This window comes from Arthrobacter sp. 10N418, from assembly GCF_056394725.1.
This window is the reverse complement of record NZ_JBFTIK010000002.1, coordinates 227,951-246,087: the sequence shown is the minus strand read 5'-3', so window position 1 is coordinate 246,087 and position 18,137 is coordinate 227,951. Positions and strand designations below refer to the sequence as shown.

At 65.3% G+C, this 18,137-nt stretch carries 14 protein-coding genes; 8 read left to right on the top strand and 6 right to left on the bottom strand.

Going from position 1 to position 18,137, the window contains the following annotated elements; translation table 11 throughout:
- Nucleotides 1–125 precede the first annotated feature (125 nt).
- The 8 genes from AC1DCZ_RS02505 to AC1DCZ_RS02470 all read left to right on the top strand — a co-directional run bounded on the left by AC1DCZ_RS02505 (nt 126) and on the right by AC1DCZ_RS02470 (nt 10,561).
- Nucleotides 126–1,538: a sugar ABC transporter substrate-binding protein gene (locus tag AC1DCZ_RS02505; protein WP_476973267.1), complete on the top strand. Its 1,413-nt coding sequence runs from the start codon at nt 126–128 to the stop codon at nt 1,536–1,538.
- Nucleotides 1,519–2,490 carry a carbohydrate ABC transporter permease gene (locus AC1DCZ_RS02500; RefSeq protein WP_476973266.1) on the top strand — a complete coding sequence of 324 codons (972 nt, stop codon included), beginning with the start codon at nt 1,519–1,521 and terminating at the stop codon, nt 2,488–2,490. Before AC1DCZ_RS02505 ends, AC1DCZ_RS02500 begins: the two co-directional genes overlap by 20 nt.
- The gene (locus AC1DCZ_RS02495; protein ID WP_476973265.1) at nt 2,487–3,356 is read left to right on the top strand and encodes a carbohydrate ABC transporter permease; all 870 of its coding nucleotides are present in this window, start codon (nt 2,487–2,489) and stop codon (nt 3,354–3,356) included. Before AC1DCZ_RS02500 ends, AC1DCZ_RS02495 begins: the two co-directional genes overlap by 4 nt.
- Nucleotides 3,356–4,435 (top strand): ABC transporter ATP-binding protein, encoded by a 1,080-nt coding sequence (locus tag AC1DCZ_RS02490; protein ID WP_476973264.1) that lies wholly within the window; start codon nt 3,356–3,358, stop codon nt 4,433–4,435. The genes AC1DCZ_RS02495 and AC1DCZ_RS02490 overlap by 1 nt, the downstream gene beginning before the upstream one ends.
- A gap of 2 nt (nt 4,436–4,437) precedes the next feature.
- Nucleotides 4,438–5,646 carry a CehA/McbA family metallohydrolase gene (locus tag AC1DCZ_RS02485; RefSeq protein ID WP_476973263.1) on the top strand — a complete coding sequence of 403 codons (1,209 nt, stop codon included), beginning with the start codon at nt 4,438–4,440 and terminating at the stop codon, nt 5,644–5,646.
- A 138-nt stretch (nt 5,647–5,784) separates the two neighbouring features.
- The gene (locus AC1DCZ_RS02480) at nt 5,785–6,690 is read left to right on the top strand and encodes a TIM barrel protein (protein ID WP_476973262.1); all 906 of its coding nucleotides are present in this window, start codon (nt 5,785–5,787) and stop codon (nt 6,688–6,690) included.
- On the top strand, nt 6,690–7,823 hold the full coding sequence (locus AC1DCZ_RS02475; RefSeq protein ID WP_476973261.1) for a Gfo/Idh/MocA family protein: 1,134 nt from the start codon (nt 6,690–6,692) through the stop codon (nt 7,821–7,823). The genes AC1DCZ_RS02480 and AC1DCZ_RS02475 overlap by 1 nt, the downstream gene beginning before the upstream one ends.
- Nucleotides 7,820–10,561 (top strand): glycoside hydrolase family 38 N-terminal domain-containing protein, encoded by a 2,742-nt coding sequence (locus AC1DCZ_RS02470; RefSeq protein WP_476973260.1) that lies wholly within the window; start codon nt 7,820–7,822, stop codon nt 10,559–10,561. Before AC1DCZ_RS02475 ends, AC1DCZ_RS02470 begins: the two co-directional genes overlap by 4 nt.
- A 52-nt stretch (nt 10,562–10,613) precedes the next feature.
- Here the strand turns inward: AC1DCZ_RS02470 and AC1DCZ_RS02465 are convergent, their stop codons facing one another.
- From AC1DCZ_RS02465 to AC1DCZ_RS02440, 6 genes are all read right to left on the bottom strand, one after another.
- Entirely contained in the window at nt 10,614–13,346 is a 2,733-nt protein-coding gene (locus AC1DCZ_RS02465; protein WP_476973314.1) for a PEP/pyruvate-binding domain-containing protein, read from the bottom strand.
- Nucleotides 13,347–13,398: 52 nt separating this feature from the next.
- Nucleotides 13,399–13,710 carry a putative quinol monooxygenase gene (locus AC1DCZ_RS02460; protein WP_476973259.1) on the bottom strand — a complete coding sequence of 104 codons (312 nt, stop codon included), beginning with the start codon at nt 13,708–13,710 and terminating at the stop codon, nt 13,399–13,401.
- 148 nt (nt 13,711–13,858) lie between these two features.
- Complete coding sequence (locus tag AC1DCZ_RS02455) at nt 13,859–14,914, bottom strand: zinc-dependent alcohol dehydrogenase family protein (RefSeq protein ID WP_476973258.1); 1,056 nt, start codon at nt 14,912–14,914, stop codon at nt 13,859–13,861.
- A 422-nt stretch (nt 14,915–15,336) separates the two neighbouring features.
- Nucleotides 15,337–16,533, bottom strand: coding sequence for an acetyl-CoA acetyltransferase (locus AC1DCZ_RS02450; RefSeq protein ID WP_476973257.1), 1,197 nt, complete (start codon nt 16,531–16,533; stop codon nt 15,337–15,339).
- A complete protein-coding gene (locus AC1DCZ_RS02445; RefSeq protein ID WP_476973256.1) occupies nt 16,530–17,207 on the bottom strand; it encodes a CoA transferase subunit B in 678 nt (225 codons plus the stop codon). The genes AC1DCZ_RS02450 and AC1DCZ_RS02445 overlap by 4 nt, the downstream gene beginning before the upstream one ends.
- A 41-nt stretch (nt 17,208–17,248) precedes the next feature.
- Entirely contained in the window at nt 17,249–17,995 is a 747-nt protein-coding gene (locus AC1DCZ_RS02440; RefSeq protein WP_476973255.1) for a CoA transferase subunit A, read from the bottom strand.
- Nucleotides 17,996–18,137: the final 142 nt, after the last annotated feature.

Here is an 18,137-nt window from a genome sequence, read left to right as displayed (position 1 = left end):
AATTCAGTTGACTAATACTATACGGTGACTATAGTGGTCTGGGTCACACGGATTGTCAGGTGGTACGGACAATCGATCAAAGCCGCTCCGCCTGAGGCGGAGCCCTTCAGACCAGGGAACCTCATATGACTCGGAAGAGATTTGTTGTGGCTGTGGCAGGCGTACTTGCGGGCACCGTTGCCCTCACTGCCTGCGGCGGCTCGGATGCGGGAAGTTCAAACGCAAGCCAGAACGCGGATGCCAAAGATGTCACTCTCACCATCACCGCAAACTCGATTTCCGGCGGCAAGAACGCCGCTGGGGCCGACTGGATCACCAACTATGTGATCCCGAAGTTCGAGGAAGCCGAGAAGGCAAAGGGTGTCACCGCCAAGGTGAACTTCCAGCCCAATGGTGTTGACGATCAGGCGTATAAGACAAAGATTTCCCTGGATCTGTCTACCGGCCAGGGTGCTGACATCGTCTCCGTCGACGGCATCTGGCTGGGCGAGTTCGCCGATGCCGGGTACATCAAGCCCCTGAACGATGTGGTGGGCAAAGACAAGGTCACCCAATGGGATGGCTGGAAGCAGATCAAGCCCGCCGTGCAGCAGGTGACCAGCTATAACGGCGACCTCTACGGTGTTCCTGACGGTACCGACGGCCGGGTCATCTATTTCAACAAGAAGCTTTTCGCCCAGGCCGGCCTCCCGGCCGACTGGCAGCCCAAGAGCTGGAATGACATCCTGGATGCGGCCCGCAAACTCAAGGGCATCTCGGGTGTGACGCCCCTGCAGGTCAACGCCGGGACGGCGATGGGCGAAGCGACGACTATGCAGGGCTTCCTCCCGTTGTTGCAGGGCACAGGCCAGCCCGTCTACAAGGACGGCAAGTGGCAGGGAAACAGTCCGGCAGTCCAGGACGTCCTGAACTTCTATTCCAGCGTTTACGGGTCCGAGAAGCTGGGCGATCCGTTGCTGCAGCAGGACGCCAAGGGCCGGGACAAGTCGTTTCAGGAGTTCTCCCAGGACAAACTGGGTATCCTCATCGAGAGCGACTATCTGTGGCGTGGCGTGATCAACCCCAAGTCCGGCATTGACCCGATGGCTGACCGGGATTCGTCGGTCGGTTGGGCCAAGATTCCTGCGCAAGCGGCAGGAAAGGGTCCCGGCGGAGCCGATTTCGTGAGCATGTCCGGTGGTTCGGGGGAAGTCATCAATCCCAAGTCCAAGTTCCCGCAGCAGGCGTGGGAACTTCTGCAATTCATGAATTCCGCCGATGCCATCAAGGCACGTATCGGTGCGAACCCGCAGATATCTCCCCGTGATGACGTCAACAGCCAGATTTTGAGTGCGGATCCTCTCTTGTCGTTCATATCGACGCAGGTGCTTCCGATCACCGCTTACCGTCCGGGTCTCGCGGACTACACCCAGGTTTCCGCGGCCTTGCAGGGCGCTACCGCCCAGGTCTCCGCCGGCAAGACGGCCCAGGATGCCGGATCCGGGTATGAGAAAACGCTGGAGGGAATTGTCGGTGGTAGTGACAAGATCTTCAAGTGACACGCTCGTAAAGGACTCCGAGGCCTCTGAGGCCGCCTCCGCGGCGGCCTCAGGAAGGCCCGCCCGTGCCGTCCCTGATGACGGAGACGTGGCGGGCCTGGGCAAGGCCCGGGCAGCGGCGTTCCTGGCTCCGGCGTTGTTGCTGATTTCGATTTTCCTGGTCTTTCCCGCGTTGTGGACGCTGTACCTGGGTGTCACGAACTTCCGGCTGAGCGGATCGGCAGCCAGGAATCCGGTCTTCGTGGGCCTGGATAACTACATCAACGCCCTCACCGATGACCGGTTCCTGAACTCGCTCGGGCTGACCCTCGTTTTCGTGTTTTGCTCCGCGGTGCTGGGCCAGTCGTTGCTTGGGTTCACGATCGCCTGGACCATGAGCAGGGTCCGGAAATCGGTGCGGGCCGTGGTCGAGTTCTTCGTGCTGCTGGCCTGGATCATCCCCAGTTCCGTCACCACGTTTCTTTGGTACGCGCTTCTGGACCGCAGCAATGGAACGTTGAACGCGATGCTCTCGAGTGGACACGTGGCGTGGCTGCTCGACTACCCGCTGCAGAGCATCATCGTGTTCAACACGTGGGTGGGAACGGCGTTCTCGATGCTGCTGTTCAGCTCTGCCTTGGCATCGGTGCCGCCCTCCCAGCTCGAGAGCGCGCGCATGGTGGGGGCGGGTGCGTGGGCTCAATTCCGCGATGTCGTTTTCCCTCACATCAGGGGACACGCGCTGACCAACACACTGCTGATCACCCTCTGGACGTTCAACACCTTCACCCCGTACCTGCTCACGGCGGGCGGCCCTGATGATCGATCGAACATCCTCCCGATCTTCATCTATCGCCTGGCATTGAACGACGGTGCGCTCGGCCAGGGCTCGGCCATTTCGCTGATCATGATCATCATCAACCTCGTCATAGCAACCGTCTACCTGCGTCTCTTGAAGGAGAGGAAATCATGACCGGCCAGAGCGGCTCCAGTGTTGTTGTCAACCGTGAAAGCCGGCAGATGATCGCCCATTTCATGGGCTTGATGGGCAAGACGGTGTTTACAGCGCTGATCCTGGCTTTCTTCGTGGTTCCGGTGCTGTGGCTGGTATTTGCTCCGTTTGACGCGCATCCGAGCCTGAACGTGAAACTGCCTGACTTCACTTTCAATAACTTTAAGGTCTTGTTCGAGAACCCCAATGCCATCGCGTCGTTGGGGAACTCACTGATTCTGGCGTTGGGATCAATGGTCCTGGTCCTGGTTCTGGGGTCCCTGGCGTCCTATTCACTCTCGCGCGTGAAAATCCCCGGACGGGATGTGCTGCTGTATACGTTGTTGCTGCTGTCCTCGATCATCACGGGCACCGCGGCGATGGTGCCGACCTTCCTGCTCATGGTCAAGCTAGGGCTGATCGACTCCCAGTTCGGCGTCATCCTGGTGCTCAGCGGCGGCATCTTGCCCACGGTCATCTTCATTCTCAAGGACTTCATGGACTCGACCCCGAAGTCCTACGAGGAATCGGCCCGCCTGTACGGGGCCAAGCCCCTGCAGATCCTGTGGGACGTGGTCATTCCGCTGGCCAGACCAGGGCTTGCAACCATCGCAGTCTGGGCGGTCGTTCAGGTGTGGGGAAACTTCCTGGTCCCCTACATCCTCCTGCGTTCGCCCTCGAAGTCACCGGCCGCTGTGGTCATGTACACCTTTTACACCGAAGGCGGCCAGCCAAACCTTGCCCTGATCTCTGCCTTCTCCCTGCTCTTCTCAATTCCCGTCATCGCTATGTACTTCTTCGTCAACCGGCGCTACGGGTTCCGTTTCCATGGAGGTATCAAAAGCTAATGGCCAGTATCACGACCAGCTCCCTGATCAAGGAGTACCCCGGCGGGGTCCGCGGCGTCGACGAAATGGACGTCACTATCCACGACGGCGAATTCTTCGCCCTCCTGGGCCCGTCCGGCTGCGGAAAAACCACTCTGCTGCGCACTATCGCCGGGCTGGAAAAATCCACCTCGGGCAGCATCAAGATCGGGGACCGGGAGGTCACGAACCTCGAACCCGGCCAGCGCCGGGTGGCCATGGTGTTTCAGGACTACGCTCTCTTCCCGCACATGTCCATCGCGGAAAACATCGCGTACCCGCTCAAAATCCAAAAGATGGCCAAGAAGGACCGTCTTGCCAACGCCGAGGAGGTGGGGAACAGTCTCTCCCTTCAGGGCCTCATGGAAAGGCGGCCTGGCCAGCTTTCCGGCGGGCAGCAGCAACGCGTCGCCCTTGCACGTGCCGTGACGAGCCGGCCAGACGTATTCCTCTTCGATGAACCGCTTTCGAACCTTGATGCGCGCCTCCGGCTCGAGGCACGCACGTTCCTGAAGAAGCTGCAGCTCGATCTTGGCATCACCACCGTGTTCGTCACCCACGACCAGGCCGAGGCCCTCGCCCTGGCCGACCGCATCGCGATTATGCGGGCGGGCAAAATGCAGCAACTGGGCACGCCCCGAGAAATCTTCCAGCGCCCGGCCAACACCTTCGTGGCGTCGTTCGTGGGCTCAACCTCCATGAACCTGATCAAAGGCACTGTTGCGGGCAACAAAGTCGTGATCGGCCAGCACCACATCCCGTTGCCATCCGCCGCTCAAGACAATGTCGACGAGGATCAGGAAATCACGTGGGGAGCCAGGCCGGAGTACCTTGCAATCGAAACCGAACCGGTGCCCGATGCCCTCAGCGGGACCGTCACGGTATCGGAAAACCTCGGGGCGGCGGTGCTGCTGACTGTGGACCTGACCGGTGGCGAGAACCAGGTCCAGGTCGTCGTCGGCGAGGATGAAGAGCCGGCGATCGGAACAGCCGTGTGGGTGACAATTGAGCCGCGCCGGACCCTCCTGTTCGATGCTGAGGGATTGCGGATCGGAGACTAAGCATGCGTCTGGCACGAACCCTCACTCCCGGGGACCGGGTTGATACGCCCTATTTCGAAGTGTCCTTCGATATCAAGGGCGGCCGGTCCCTGGAAGTGCTGCTCGAGTACGACAAGTCGCGTGCGGTCATCGACCTGGGCTGCCAGGGCCCGGCGGGCTGGAGGGGCTGGTCCGGCGGGGCCAAAGAACGCTTCGTGATCACCTCCGCAGCGGCTTCCACCGGCTACTGTCCGGGTGAAATCGAAGACGGGGAATGGAAGATCATCCTCGGACTGCACCACGTTCCTGCGGACGGGATCGCAATTGTCCTGACCATCAATACCCCGGCGGACGGGAGCGTGGAAGCGGAGCCCGATGCCCCCGTTCCGGCCGCGGTCCGCCCTGCAAGCGGCCGCCGCAACCTCCCGGCCGGAGCAGGTCTGTCCTGGTTCGCCGGGGACTGCCACGCGCACAGTCTTCATTCGGACGGAACCCTCAGCATCCGCCAACTCGCGGCGCAGGCAGCCGGGGAAGGGCTCGACTTCCTCGCCGTCACGGACCACAACACGGTCAGCCATCACCGTGAGCTGTCACCTGCCGGAGCCGAATACGGCATCACGCTCCTGCCGGGACAAGAAGTCACCACAGGACGCGGTCATGCCAACGCCTACGGCCGGATCGGCTGGGTCGATTTCCGCCGCCATCCCGACACGTGGCTGGACCAAGTCGAGGATGAAGGCGGTTTCCTCTCCATCAACCACCCCGTCGCCAGCGACTGTTCCTGGCAGTGGTCCCTGTCCCGCAAGCCCACGCACGTCGAAATCATGCACTCAACCTGGCTTCGGGACCGCGCCGACACGAGCATCTGGTCCTGGTGGAATGCCTGGGGCACAGACATCATCCCGCTCGGCGGCGGAGACTTCCACAGGCTGGAAGACGGCTACCCGCCGGGGCTGCCCACGACGTGGGTAGCGGCCGAGGACCCCGGTGAAGAGGGGATTTTCGCCGCCCTGAAAACCGGTCCCACCGCGCTGAGTATGGGCATTGACTCACCCCTTCTTCTTCGCGTCGACGGCGAGCTTCTGGCCGTCGACGCCGAAGGGGCCGTCCTGATGGACTTCGAAGGGCGTCGGCGGATCATCCGGAGCCCGCTTCAATGTTTAGCCGATGCGAACTGCGGACCCTACCGGCTCGAAACGCCAGAGCGCAGAATCCTGGCAATCAGCCCGTGACCGCCAGTGCGGGACGTGAAATGTCCTGCTTGGACCGCTATTTGTGAGGACATGCGGTGTTACCCTCCCCCTGAATTTCTCAGGGTCCGGCCGGGGGACCGCTGGCAGCAATCCATTTTTCCTACGAAGGAGTATGACGTGATCTCTGTGGCAGGTGCACCGGTGAGTTTCGGGGTGTTCGAATTGGGGGCGGAGCTAGGAGCCGTCCTCCCCGGTCCGGACGAGGTATGTGAGATCCTGCGAAGGCATGGCTACACGGGCATTGACCTGGGACCTGTGGGGTTTCTGGGGTACGGCGGCGCCCTCACCGACCGCCTTCGACGCTACGGCCTTTCCCTCGCCGGCGGATGGATCGATTTGCCGTTCAGCGACGACGAGGCCTTCTCCGGGGCCGTGTCGTCCCTTGCGGAAACGTTGGACATCTTTGCGGATGCAGCATCAGTGGGCACAGGGCCCGCACCGTTGCCCACCCTGGCGGACCGTGGTTCGGACCGGCGTCGTGCCAATCCCGGCGGCGGCGGGGATTTGGCGCTGGATGAACGAGGCTGGGAAGTCTTTGCCCGCAATCTTGAGACCGCTACGAGATTGGTGCGGGAGCGGGGCTTGGAGCCGACATTCCATCACCATGCCTGCACGTTCGTTGAAACACCGGAGGAAATCGACCGCCTCCTGCAGTGTTCAGATGTGGGCCTCACCTTCGACACGGGTCACCTTATCCTCGGCGGAGGAGACCCCGTCACTGACCTGGAGCGCTGGGGAGCCCGGATCAACCATGTTCACATCAAAGACGCCCGCGTTGAGGTCCTCAGATCCGTCGTGAGGGACAAGGGCGCGATGCTCGATGTGTGGTCCGGCAAAGCTTTCGTGCCCCTGGGCCAGGGCAATCTCGACGTCGACGGTTTCATGGATGCGCTGCTGGCGACGGATTTCGGCGGCTGGCTGGTTGTGGAGCAGGACACCATCCCGTTGCCGGGCGAAAGCGTCGATATCGCAGACCGGGATCACGCCATCAACCGTGAAGTACTCAGAAAGTGGATACCGTAATGACTCCAATTCGAATCGGCGTGATCGGGCTTGGCGCCGTAGCGCAGTCCGTCCACCTGCCGCTGATCAAGCGTCGCTGGGACCTTTTCGATCTTGTCGCCCTGGCTGACCTTTCGCCCGCGCTCCTGGAGCAGGTCTCAGACCAATACGGCATCGCATCGGAACACCGCTACACAAGCCTCACCGACATGCTCGCCGGAGAACAGCTGGACGGGGTCATCCTGCTTACCTCGGGCTCCCATGGCGGTCCTGCGCTGGAGGCCATTGACGCCGGAGTGGCCGTCTTCTGCGAAAAGCCGATCGCCTTTTCCCTCGCGGAGATCGAGTTACTACGCAAGGCGGAGAGCAACCAAGGACGGCCGATGCTCCTGCTGGGCTACATGAAAGAGTATGATCCCGCAGTCCGGACCCTGAAGTCGGTCCTGCCCGCCGGCGTCGACCTCCGTTATGTCAACGTTGAAGTGTTGCACCCCAGCGGTGCGGCGCAGTTGGCCTACGCCAATCTCCGGCCACCAGCCGGCGACGTCCCGCCCGCGACAATCGCCGCCCTGGTCGCCGCTGATGAAGCGCGCCTCGACACGGCACTCGGCAAGGGCACTCCGGCCCTGGTTCGCCGCCTCTACGCGAACGTCATCCTCGGGAGCCTGATCCATGACGTCGCACTGATCAGGGCGTTAGTCGGCCCGGTCCGGACGGTCGACGCTGTTCACTATTGGGCCCAACAAGACGACCCGGGGTCGATAGAAATTTCGGGGACCATAGGCGACGGCCTCCGGGTGCATGTCAACTGGCATTTCCTAGCGGATTATCCGATCTACAAGGAAACCGTGACGGTGCACCACACCCGGGGATCGGCGGAACTGGAATTCACCGTCCCCTACCTGCTGAACGCTCCCACCCAGTTGCGCCTGACCGAGAAAGCCGGAGACGGCGCCTCCACGCGGACCGTCCGCGACGTCACGGAGCCCTTCGAACTTGAACTGGCCGCGTTCCACGAAATGGCGGCCAACGGGGTCCGCCCCCCTACGGGGATTGACGAGGGCGAAGCAGACGTACGGGTCGCCCAGCTCATTGCGGCCGCGCTGGCAACATCATTGAACATCACCCTTGACGGAGAGGCCATCGGTCTATGAACCCCACGGACGAAACCGGCATTGTTCTGGTACCGCACACCCACTGGGACCGGGAATGGTACGAGCCGTTCCAAGTCTTCCGTTTCCAGCTCGTCCGGATGTTCGATGAAGTCCTGGAGACGGCCGAGGCCGATGCCGGCTTCCGGTTCACCCTCGACGGACAGACGGCCGCGATTGAGGACTACCTGGAGATCCGGCCGGAAAACCGGGAGCGGGTCAAGGCTATGGTCACCCGGGGACAGCTCGCACTCGGGCCCTGGCAGATTCTGCTGGATGAATTCCTGTGCTCGGGCGAGACCATCATCCGCAATCTCCAGATGGGCATCTCCGGCGCACAGGCGCTCGGCAGTTACATGAAGGTCGGCTATCTTCCGGACATGTTCGGGCACGTGGCCCAGATGCCCCAGATCCTGCGAAGTGCCGGGATCGGGCACGCCTGCCTGTGGCGGGGCGTCCCATCGGCGGTGACCGGCCATTCGTTCCGATGGGAAGCGCCTGACGGTTCCGCAGTGCGCGTCGAATACCTCTTCGACGGCTACGGCAGTGCCCTGGACCTGTTGGCTATCCCCGAACAAATTCCGCGCGCACTCTCCGACTACCGCCGGATGACATCACAGCGCTACGCCGGCGACCCGATTCTAGGCATGGTCGGCACGGACCACATGGCCCCGGATCCGAAGCTGATGGACTGGGTTCGCGCATATGACAGCCCGGAATTCCCCATCCGCGTCGGTACCTTGGAAGAATACGTGCAAAGGTTCGACGCGGACAAACCGCTGCCGACCGTCCATGGCGAACTCCGCTCCCATGCCCGCGGCAACATCCTGCCCGGCGTGTTCTCGATCCGCCGCAACCTGAAGACGGCCATGGCCCACGCCGAGCGCATGGTCATGGAAGCAGAGCGCCTGGCCGCGACCCACACCCGGATCGACTTCGAGCCGTTCATCAGCATGGCCTGGCGGCGCATCATTGAATCCACCGCGCACGACTCGGTCGTCGGCTCCGGTACGGACGAAACCGTGGACCAGGTTGACGCCCGCCTCCGGGAAGCCGAACAAATTGCCCGCGCCGTCCGCGACGAGGTGACACGCTCCGCCGCCGGGCACGTTTCGAATGATTCGTATCTCGCGGTGAACACCCTTCCGACCGGCCGCAATATGATGGTCGAACTCGAAGTACCCGCGCCCCGGCACGACATTCCCGTCGTCGCGGAAGCATCAGACGGCACGGCCCTGATGGTCCAGGAAACGGGACATGCCCCCACGCTGCTTGGCGACGAGGTCATGGACTCGTCGCTCCTCATCGAACGCATCATGAACCGGATCCATGGCCGGGAACTATTCGGCCAGCAGATCGAGGCATACAGGGTGGCTCCCCACACACTGGAGTTCGACGTGGCCGAAGTACCCTCAGCCGACGTTTTCGACATCACAGCCCTCAGGGCCGAACTCGAGACTGCCATCGACGTGCACCCGGGCGAGTGGAAGGTCAGGATTGCCGCCCAGCCCCGTCGCCGTATCCTTGTCGACGTCCCGGTGCCAGCCATGGGCACCACGCCTTTCAGGGTGTACCAGGCAGAGCGTCCGGCGCAGGCGGGAGATATCTATGGGGACGGTCTTCTAGACAACGGACTCGTCACCGCACAGGTCAGGACCGACGGCACCGTGACATTGACTGGAACCGATGGCACCGTCCTGACGGGGCTAGGCAAACTCGTCGACGGCGGCGACTGCGGTGACAGCTACAACTACGGTCCGCCCGCCTCGGACGTGCTGGTGGAGGAGCCCTCCCGGATCCGGGTCGACGTCGTCGAAAACGGCCCCGTGCGGGCGGTCCTGAAAGTCACGCGCCATTACCGGTGGCCGCGGTCCCTGGACCGGCCCAACGGGTGTCGGGACACGGACGTCATGGATGTTCCGGTAACCCTACTTGTCGAGCTGAGGCGCGGGGAGCCCTTCGTTCGCCTGCGTGTGCAGTTCACCAATGAGGTCTCCGACCACCGGCTCAGGATGCATATCCCGCTCCCGGGAGCTGTCCAGGGGTCGGCGGCCGAAGGCCAGTTCTCGATCACGGCCCGAGGGCTGGACGCCGAAGGCGGCGGCGGGGAATACCCGCTTCCGACCTTCCCCGCCTACAGTTTCGTCTCCGCCGGGCAGGCCACCGTCCTCGTCCACGATGCCACCGAATACGAAATCGTTGGCCGGAATGAGCTTGCCCTTACTGTGCTGCGCGCGGTCGGCTCGATCAGCGTGAACGTGCACCCGTTGCGTGACGAGCCCGCCGCGTCGGAGATCCCAATTCCGGGCGCACAGGAACAGGGCACCGGCATCGATACGGAATTCGCCGTCATGGCGTCTTCGGCCGGGTACCGCAACGCCGATGCCGTCCGTTTCTCCGATCATTTCAACGCCGGCGCACTTGCTGTTCGAGGCCGGGGCCGGCGCGGGGTCGGCCTTCCGGCAGCGAGCGAAGGCTTGAAGCTTCGAGGCGAAAATGTGCGGATGAGCAGCCTGCGGACCGTGGACGACGGAGTCGAAGTGCGCGTCGTCCTCCTATCCGGCGAGGGGACCTCCGCAGTCCTGGAAGGTGACTTCGATCAGGCAGCGACGGTAGACCTCACCGGGCAAACCCTTGAGACGGCGCAGGCGGACGGTGAATACAAATTCACGCTGGCACCGTGGGAGATCCGAACCCTGATGCTCCGCAAGGCAGGCACGCGATCCTCGACGCGCGCGTGACCAGGGGGCACGTGCGGACCCGCATCCGGCACGGAATGTCGCTCCGCGGGGGTCATCCAGCCATTCTGCCGGCGACCTCGGCCGGGGACTGGAGGTCATCAACCAGCGTCACCGTTCCGGCCGCGCCGTCCACCGTGACTCTCTGGCCGGTGCGCAGGAGCGTAGTGGCGTCCGGCACGCCGACGACGGCAGGGATGCCGTACTCCCGTGCCACTACGGCCCCGTGGGAGATGACGCCGCCCATCTCCATGACAAGGGCGCCGGCGGTCATGAACAGAGGAGTCCAGCCCGGATCGGTGGAGGGCGCCACCAGGATTTCGCCGGGCTCAAGGTGGGCGCCCACGGGGTCCGTAACCACCCGGACCGTCCCTGTCGCCGTCCCGGCCGATGCCGGCGTCCCGGCCAGCGCGCCCGAAGCCGGAGACTTCGTCATCATCGCGGCCTCGACATCCGTACCGTCAGAGAGCAGAAGCCGCGGAATCCGCCGTCGCCGCAATTCCACCTCGTACAGGCGGCGGCGATCCGCGACGATACCGGCCAGATTGGCGCCGCGCAGGCCAACGCGCACCTCGTCGAAGTCCAGGAAGAAGACATCGTCCGCGGCCGCGACGGCGCCGGAGCGATTCAGCTCCGCGCCGACGACCAGGAGCTGCCGGTGCATCTCGGCGAGCGCCAGCACAATGTAGTACTTCGGCAGCTCCCGCAGACCCGAGAGCTGGCGTGCGCGGCGCAGGCTCCGCTCCACCATCCGCGCGCGCCACGGGCTCCGGGCCCGGGTCCGCTCGACCAGGTCGCGGATTCTGTCCTCGGCATGCTCGACTGCCCGGGCGAACTGCCGGTCGGGGGCCTGTTCGGGATCCTCCACGCGAAGGTAGTTCGAGATCATGCCCAGAATATGGTCCGGTTTCTCCGACCACCGCGGCATGCCGAGGTCGATCTCGGCCACGGCGCGGTGGCCGTAACAGGCCAGAAAACCCCGCAGGCCCCCCTGCGCCACGGCAGGAAGGGTACCGGCCCCATAGCCGGCGGCCAGATCCTCAGGGCGCTCCGCCAGGAATGCCTCGCGGGCGCCGGCATCCGTCCCGATCGCGACCGCCAGCTGCCAGAGTTCAAGGTCCATCTCGGTGGTCACGTTGTGGGGGAGTCCGCGCAGCACTGCTTCCAGCTCCCGCGGCTTCGCGATGCCGCGGAGCAGCCGGCGGGCCACGGCCAGCATGATGTAGCCGATCGCGGGGGCGGGCAATGTGGCGAGGATCAGCCCGTCCACGGTGCGGTCCAGAATGCGCTGGGTGTGTTCGAGCCGGCGGAAGGCACTGGCGGGTTCGGGCAGGGCAAGCTCCGCTTCGAGCCGTTTTCCGTAGGCCTCCGCCCGCTCCAGCTCCGCCTCGGGCCGCAACGCGGCCCTGATCAGGCCCGGAACCAGCCGGGCGATCAAGGCAAGACTCGCCGTTCCCTCTGAGCCGGAGAACCCCCGGTCGGATATTACTCTGTCGATGGACTTCCGGCGCTGGGCTTTGACGACGCTGAACCGTGGGTCTTCCAGCAGCGCAGGAAAAACCGAGGCTGACCTCGCGTCCGCCAGCGGGAGAATCAGCTGCAGATAGCGCCGGCCATATTTGTTGCGCACGATCGGCGTCAGGTCCACGTACATGCGCAGGCCCGGGTTGATGTACTGCCAGGGCCCCTTGCGGTTCCGCATCGCGCCCAGCGCCGCAAGGCCCATCGGCGTAAGGGGGCGGGTGAGTCCCTGAAGAAGTGTGCCGCACAGGTACACGCGGGTTCCGGCGGACGGCGCCGATTCCAGTCCGGAGGGTTCCGCGGCGGCCGGGTCGGGCAAGGGATACAGGGTGGTGATCGGCCGCGACTGGGTCAGCCAGATCCTGCCGCCTGCATCGATGACCCATTCCACGTCCTGGGGTGCGCTGAACAGGCGCTGGACGGCGTCCCCGAGCGTGGTGAGTTCCCGGATCTGGGGGTCGCTCAGGCTCGGCCGCCGTCCGGCGTCGTGCCCTCCGGGCGAGCGGAGCAGGACCCTGCCCGTGGCCGTGTCCACCACAAAATGGTCGGGGTTCACCGCGCCGGAAACCACGGCCTGTCCCGGGCCGGGGCTGGCATCGATGACCGTCTCCGTCCTCGTGCCGGTGACCGGGTTGGCGGTAAACATCACCCCCGCGCTGGCGGCGTCGACGACGGCCTGGACGACGACGGCGAGTGCCACCTCCCGATGGCTGACGCCGTTGACGGAGCGGTAGGACACCGCCCGTTCGGTCCACAGGGAGGCCCAGCAGCGCCGGACTGACTGGACAACAGCGTCGGCGCCGACGATGTCGAGATAGGAGTCCTGCAGCCCGGCGAAGCTGGCGAACGGCAAATCCTCTGCCGTGGCCGAGGACCGGACCGCTACAACGGCCGCCGGGCCCATCGCGGCGTAGGCCGTCCGGACGGCGGCATCCACATCGGCAGGGATCGGTGCTGTGACGATCATCTCGCGCGCCCGTCTGGCCAGCTCGCCGAGCGTCGGCTCGGCCACGGCCGCGGGCCTTCCCGGAGTGGCAGTTCCCGCCGCTCCGGCGTCGGCGCTTCCGTCGCCGGAGGCCCGTGGGCCCAGGCTGTCCAGGTGCCCCGCGAGCGCGTCGAGCCCCGCCGGGGCCGCCTTCCGGTACGCGAGGGTGGTCAGGCAGAAGCCGTGCGGGACGGCAAACCCGGCCGCAGTGATCTTGCCGAGGTTCAGCGCCTTGCCGCCCACCAGCGGCAGCGGTGCCGATCCCACCTCACTGAGGGCCATGACGAGACCGGTCGGCGTCCTGCTGTCTGCGGCGACCCGTTCCCCTGATCCCTCACTCACCGGTCTCGCCGGTGTCCTCCCATTGGACGTCCAGGTTGCGGAACACGGGCGGGCTGTCGCACAGGGCCGCCATCTTCGCGGCGAAGTCGGAGGTCTCGGGCCGGTTGGAGTTTTCCATGGCCGATTCGTAGGAATCGAATTCGACGATGGTTAGGTACGTTCCTGGGCGGTCGCGGTCTGCTGTGGCCATGATGCGGCGGAAAGTCGGGGCGGTGGTGCCCTCGGTTCGCGACGGGCGGCCAAGGGCTTCGACCTCCTCGATGCGGGACGTCTTGATTTCAATGATCTGCACAAACCTTGCCATGACGGCTCCTCGACGGCGGCGGCGGATGCTGATGCGCTTCACGCTAGACCCGCGCAGTTGGCAGTGCAAGAGCCAGTGCAGCGGCGGGGCGCAAGAGCCCGGCGTCGCCGCCGTCGGGGGCCGGCTGGTGGTCCGGCGGCTGGTCCGGTTAGGGGGTGAGCAGGACCTTGATGGCGCGGCGTTCGTCCATGGCGCGGTAGGCCTCCGGCGCTTCCTCCAGCGGCATCACAACGTCGAACACCCGGCCCGGGTTGATGCTGCCGTCGAGCACGTCGGCCAGCAGCTCCGGGATGTACGTGCGGGCGGGGGCCATGCCGCCGGCGATGGAAATGTTGGTGTCGAACAGGTAGCGCAGCGGGGCCTCGGCGCCGCCGGTCGGGACGCCGACAAAGCCGAGGGCGCCGCCCGGGCGGACGCTGTGCAGCGCCTGTTCCATGGATTCTTTGGTTCCGACGCACTCGAGCACGGAGTCGGCCAGGACGCCGCCGAGGAGTTCGCGGACCTTGGCCACGCCCTCTTCGCCTCGTTCCGCGACGATGTCCGTGGCGCCGAACTCGCGGGCGATGGCCTGCCGGTCGGCGTGCCGGGACATGGCGATGATCCGCTCCGCGCCCAAACGCTTGGCTGCCAGGACGCCGCAAAGCCCCACGGCACCGTCGCCGACCACAACGACGGTCCGGCCGCGGCCGACCTTCGCGGCCAGGGCGGCGTGATGGCCCGTGGCCATCACATCGGAGAGTGTCAGCAGGCTGGCGCGCAGGGCATCGTCCGGCTCCGCTACGCCGGGGACTTTCACCAGTGTGGAGTCGGCGAGCGGCACCCGGACGGCCTGGCCCTGGCCGCCGTCGATGCCCAGGCCGGTGTCGTCCTTGCCGCCCCAGCCGGCCAAGTGGTCGCAGGCGACGGTGACGCCGTCCAGGCACTGCGGGCACTTGCCGCAGCTGACCACGAACGGTGCGATCACGAAGTCGCCCACGGCGAGGGTCGTGACGTCGTCGCCGATGCTTTCGACCGTCCCGATGAATTCGTGTCCGATCGCGGACGGTTTGTGGGTGGGCTTGACGCCGCGGTAGGGCCACAGGTCCGAGCCGCAGACGCAGGAGGCGGTGACCTTCACGACGACGTCGGTGGGCAGCTGGATGGTGGGGTAGTCGCGGTCTTCGACTCGGATGTCGCCGGGGCCGTGGATGATGGTTGCGCGCATGGGGGCTCCTCGCAGGTTGTGGGTGGGCTGGAACCGAGTTTAGTCGTCCCGCGGCGCCGGGGCTCCCTCGGGGCCGAGCAGCCGGCCAATCCTGTCCCGGACACGCAGTTCAGCGGCGGATTCGTGGTTGAACAGGATCGGTAGATCACGGGCGCCACCACGACGTCGACGATCTCCTGCGCCGTCGGCGCGGCTTCTCCGCGCGCCCGGGCGAGGTCCCGGATCTCCTCGACATGGCCCTGCATCAAGGCGAAATAATCCCGGGTCACCGCGCCGTATGCTCCAGGAGTACATCGACAAGGGCTGGCTGGGGATCAAGAGCGGCCGCGGCTTCTGCAGCGACGACTCCTGAAAGCAACGCGGGGTCAGCTACGGCCCATTAAGCCCCCCGACACCGGACGTATCTGACCCCGCGTTGCGTGTTAGAGCGCTTCAAGCACGCTGACGTAGTTCGCGATGCCGACGCCGCCCATGTTCTGCACCGCCGCGCGGCGCGGGCCGGCCAGCTGCATGTCGCCGGCGGTGCCCGTGAGCTGCATCGCCGCGATGACATGCTGTGAGACGCCGGTGGCCCCGACCGGGTGGCCCTTGGCCTTGAGGCCGCCGGAGACGTTGACGGGCAGCTTGCCGTCCTTGAAGACCCAGCCTTCCTCGAGCGCGCGGGTACCCTGGCCGCGTTCGGTCAGGCCCATGACCTCGTACATGAGCAGTTCGGCGATGGTGAAGCAGTCGTGGACCTCGGCGAAGTCGAGGTCCTCGAGTCCGACGCCGGCCATCCCCAGGGCGCGCTGCCAGGAGGCCCGGGTGGCGGCGAATTCGGTCGGGTCCCGGCGGTCGGCCGGGAAGAAGTCGTTCGCGTGGCCGAAGCCGGCGAGCCGCACCGGCGCGGTGGCCCCGCCGGTGGGGGCGACGCTGAGCACGACGGCGGCGGCGCCGTCGGAGACGGGGGAGCAGTCGGTGCGGCGCAGCGGATCGGCGACCATCGGGTTCTTGTCCGATACCGTCCGGCAGAACTCCTCGCCGAGGTCCTTGCGGAGCTGGGCGTAGGGGTTGTCAACGCCGTTGCGGTGGTTCTTCGCCGCGATGGTGCCCAGGACGTCGGACAGGTTTCCTGCGCCAGCGCCGTAGCGCTTCTCGTAATGCTTGGCCACCTCGGCGAAGAGTCCCGTGAATCCGGTGGTGGAGGGCTTGCCGGCCATGTCGTAGTCCGCTCCGAGCAGGGCCGCGCCCACGACGTCGGCGCCCGCCTGGGTCATCTTTTCGGCGCCGATCACCAGGACCGTCCTGGCGGTGCCCGCCAGGAGGGATTTGGTGCCCTGCTGGAACGCGGCGGAACCGGACGCGCAGGCGTTCTCGACCCTCGTGGACGGCACGTTGGCGAGCGTCTCCGAGACCTGCAGGGCGAGGGAGGACGGGAAGGCCAGCGGCATCATCCCGGAGTTGAACTGGCCGAGGTAAATCTCGTCAATCTGGCCCGGTTCGATCCCGGCGTTGCCGATCGCCTCGGCGGCGACCTGCACGATCAGGGACTCCAGGGTCTCGTCCGTGAGTTTTCCGAACCGGCTGTGACCCCAGCCGGTGAGCAGGACATCCTTGCCGAACTGGTCTTTGAGGCTCATGCTGCGGCTCCCTCGTGTTCCAGGGCGACGTTGAATGCGGCTTCCGTCTTCTCGCGGATCTCCTCCACGGTGACGCCTGGGGCGAGGCGGGTGAGCGTAAGCTGCCGGCCGCCGCCTGTTTCGTCATGCTTCACCAGATCGAAGACTGCGAGGTCGCTGATGATGCGGTCCACACAGCTCAGCCCGGTCAGCGGCAGGGTGCACTCCTTGACGATCTTGGCGGTGCCGTCCTTGGCGTTGTGTTCGGTGAGGACAACGACGCGCGGGGTGCCGGCGACGAGGTCCATGGCGCCGCCCATGCCCTTGACCATCTTGCCGGGGATGGTCCAGTTGGCGAGGTCGCCGGCGCCGGAGACCTGCATGGCGCCGAGGATCGCGACCTTCACGTGGCCGCCGCGGATCATGCCGAAGGAGGTGGCGGAGTCGAAGATGCTGGCCCCGGGCAGGACCGTGACGGTCTGCTTGCCGGCGTTGATGAGGTCCGCATCCTCCTCGCCCTCGTAGGGGAACGGGCCCATGCCGAGCAGGCCGTTCTCGCTCTGCAGGACGACGCGGACGCCCTCGCGCAAGTTGTTGGCGACCAGCGTGGGGATGCCGATGCCAAGGTTGACGTAGTCGCCGTCGTTGAGTTCTTCGGCCGCGATGGCAGCCATTTCGTTGCGGGTCCAAGCCATGATGATCTCCTGAAGAATTGTTGGGCGGCGCTCGGGCCGGATTAGACGGCGGCGGCGGATGCGGCGCCGGCCGCTTCTGCTTCCGATTCGGGGCGCGGGCGTACTGTGCGCTGTTCGATGTCTTTGGGCCGGCCGCTTGCCTGGACGAGTCGCTGGACGAAAACGCCCGGGGTGATGATGTGGTTCGGGTCCAGCTGACCGGGTGCCACGATCACCTCGGCCTCCGCGACGGTCACGGCGCCGGCCGTGGCCACGACGGGGTTGAAGTTCTGCGCGGTGTAGCGGTAGATCAGGTTGCCGTCGGTGTCGGCGGTGTGCGCGTGGACCAGGGCGACGTCGGCCGTGATGGCTCGCTCCTGGACATACGTTTCGCCGTCGAACTCCGCGAGCGGCTTTCCCTCGGCGACGAGGGTGCCGACGCCGGTCTTGGTATAGAAGGCCGGGATGCCGGCGCCGCCCGCGCGGAGCCGCTCGGCCAGGGTGCCCTGCGGGGTGAACTCGACCTCGAGCTTGCCGGCAAGGTACTGCTCGGCGAAGAGCTTGTTCTCGCCCACATAGGACGCGATGACCTTGCGGACCTGGCCGGCTTCAATCAGCACGCCGAGTCCCTTGCCGTCCACGCCCATGTTGTTGGAGACCACCGTGAGGTCCTTGACGCCCGAATCGCGCACGGCCTCGATCAGGTCCGCCGGGATGCCGCTGAGGCCAAAGCCTCCGACGGCGAGCGTCATGCCGTCCCGCAGCACGTCCTGCAGCGCGGCGGCCGCACCGGATTTCACCTTTGACATTGCATCTCCTCATTGAGCTCGCCCGGCGCCAATCCACTTTGTGGACTGTTCGTCTGAAGAAGGAGCCTATGGTGTGGCGTGGAGCACTGTCAACGCCAGGATTTCGCGGCAAACAGTGCGTTTCTACAGTGTGGACGTTAGG

Excerpts from the sequence above, each read along its gene's own strand:
- AC1DCZ_RS02490 (WP_476973264.1), top strand. The coding sequence starts at position 3,356 with ATGGCCAGTATCACGACCAGCTCCCTGATCAAGGAGTACCCCGGCGGG.
- AC1DCZ_RS02495 (WP_476973265.1), top strand. The coding sequence starts at position 2,487 with ATGACCGGCCAGAGCGGCTCCAGTGTTGTTGTCAACCGTGAAAGCCGG.
- AC1DCZ_RS02450 (WP_476973257.1), bottom strand. The coding sequence starts at position 16,533 with ATGAGCCTCAAAGACCAGTTCGGCAAGGATGTCCTGCTCACCGGCTGG.
- AC1DCZ_RS02470 (WP_476973260.1), top strand. The coding sequence starts at position 7,820 with ATGAACCCCACGGACGAAACCGGCATTGTTCTGGTACCGCACACCCAC.
- AC1DCZ_RS02445 (WP_476973256.1), bottom strand. The coding sequence starts at position 17,207 with ATGGCTTGGACCCGCAACGAAATGGCTGCCATCGCGGCCGAAGAACTC.
- AC1DCZ_RS02475 (WP_476973261.1), top strand. The coding sequence starts at position 6,690 with ATGACTCCAATTCGAATCGGCGTGATCGGGCTTGGCGCCGTAGCGCAG.
- AC1DCZ_RS02465 (WP_476973314.1), bottom strand. The coding sequence starts at position 13,346 with ATGGCCCTCAGTGAGGTGGGATCGGCACCGCTGCCGCTGGTGGGCGGC.
- AC1DCZ_RS02505 (WP_476973267.1), top strand. The coding sequence starts at position 126 with ATGACTCGGAAGAGATTTGTTGTGGCTGTGGCAGGCGTACTTGCGGGC.
- AC1DCZ_RS02440 (WP_476973255.1), bottom strand. The coding sequence starts at position 17,995 with ATGTCAAAGGTGAAATCCGGTGCGGCCGCCGCGCTGCAGGACGTGCTG.
- AC1DCZ_RS02460 (WP_476973259.1), bottom strand. The coding sequence starts at position 13,710 with ATGGCAAGGTTTGTGCAGATCATTGAAATCAAGACGTCCCGCATCGAG.
- AC1DCZ_RS02485 (WP_476973263.1), top strand. The coding sequence starts at position 4,438 with ATGCGTCTGGCACGAACCCTCACTCCCGGGGACCGGGTTGATACGCCC.
- AC1DCZ_RS02455 (WP_476973258.1), bottom strand. The coding sequence starts at position 14,914 with ATGCGCGCAACCATCATCCACGGCCCCGGCGACATCCGAGTCGAAGAC.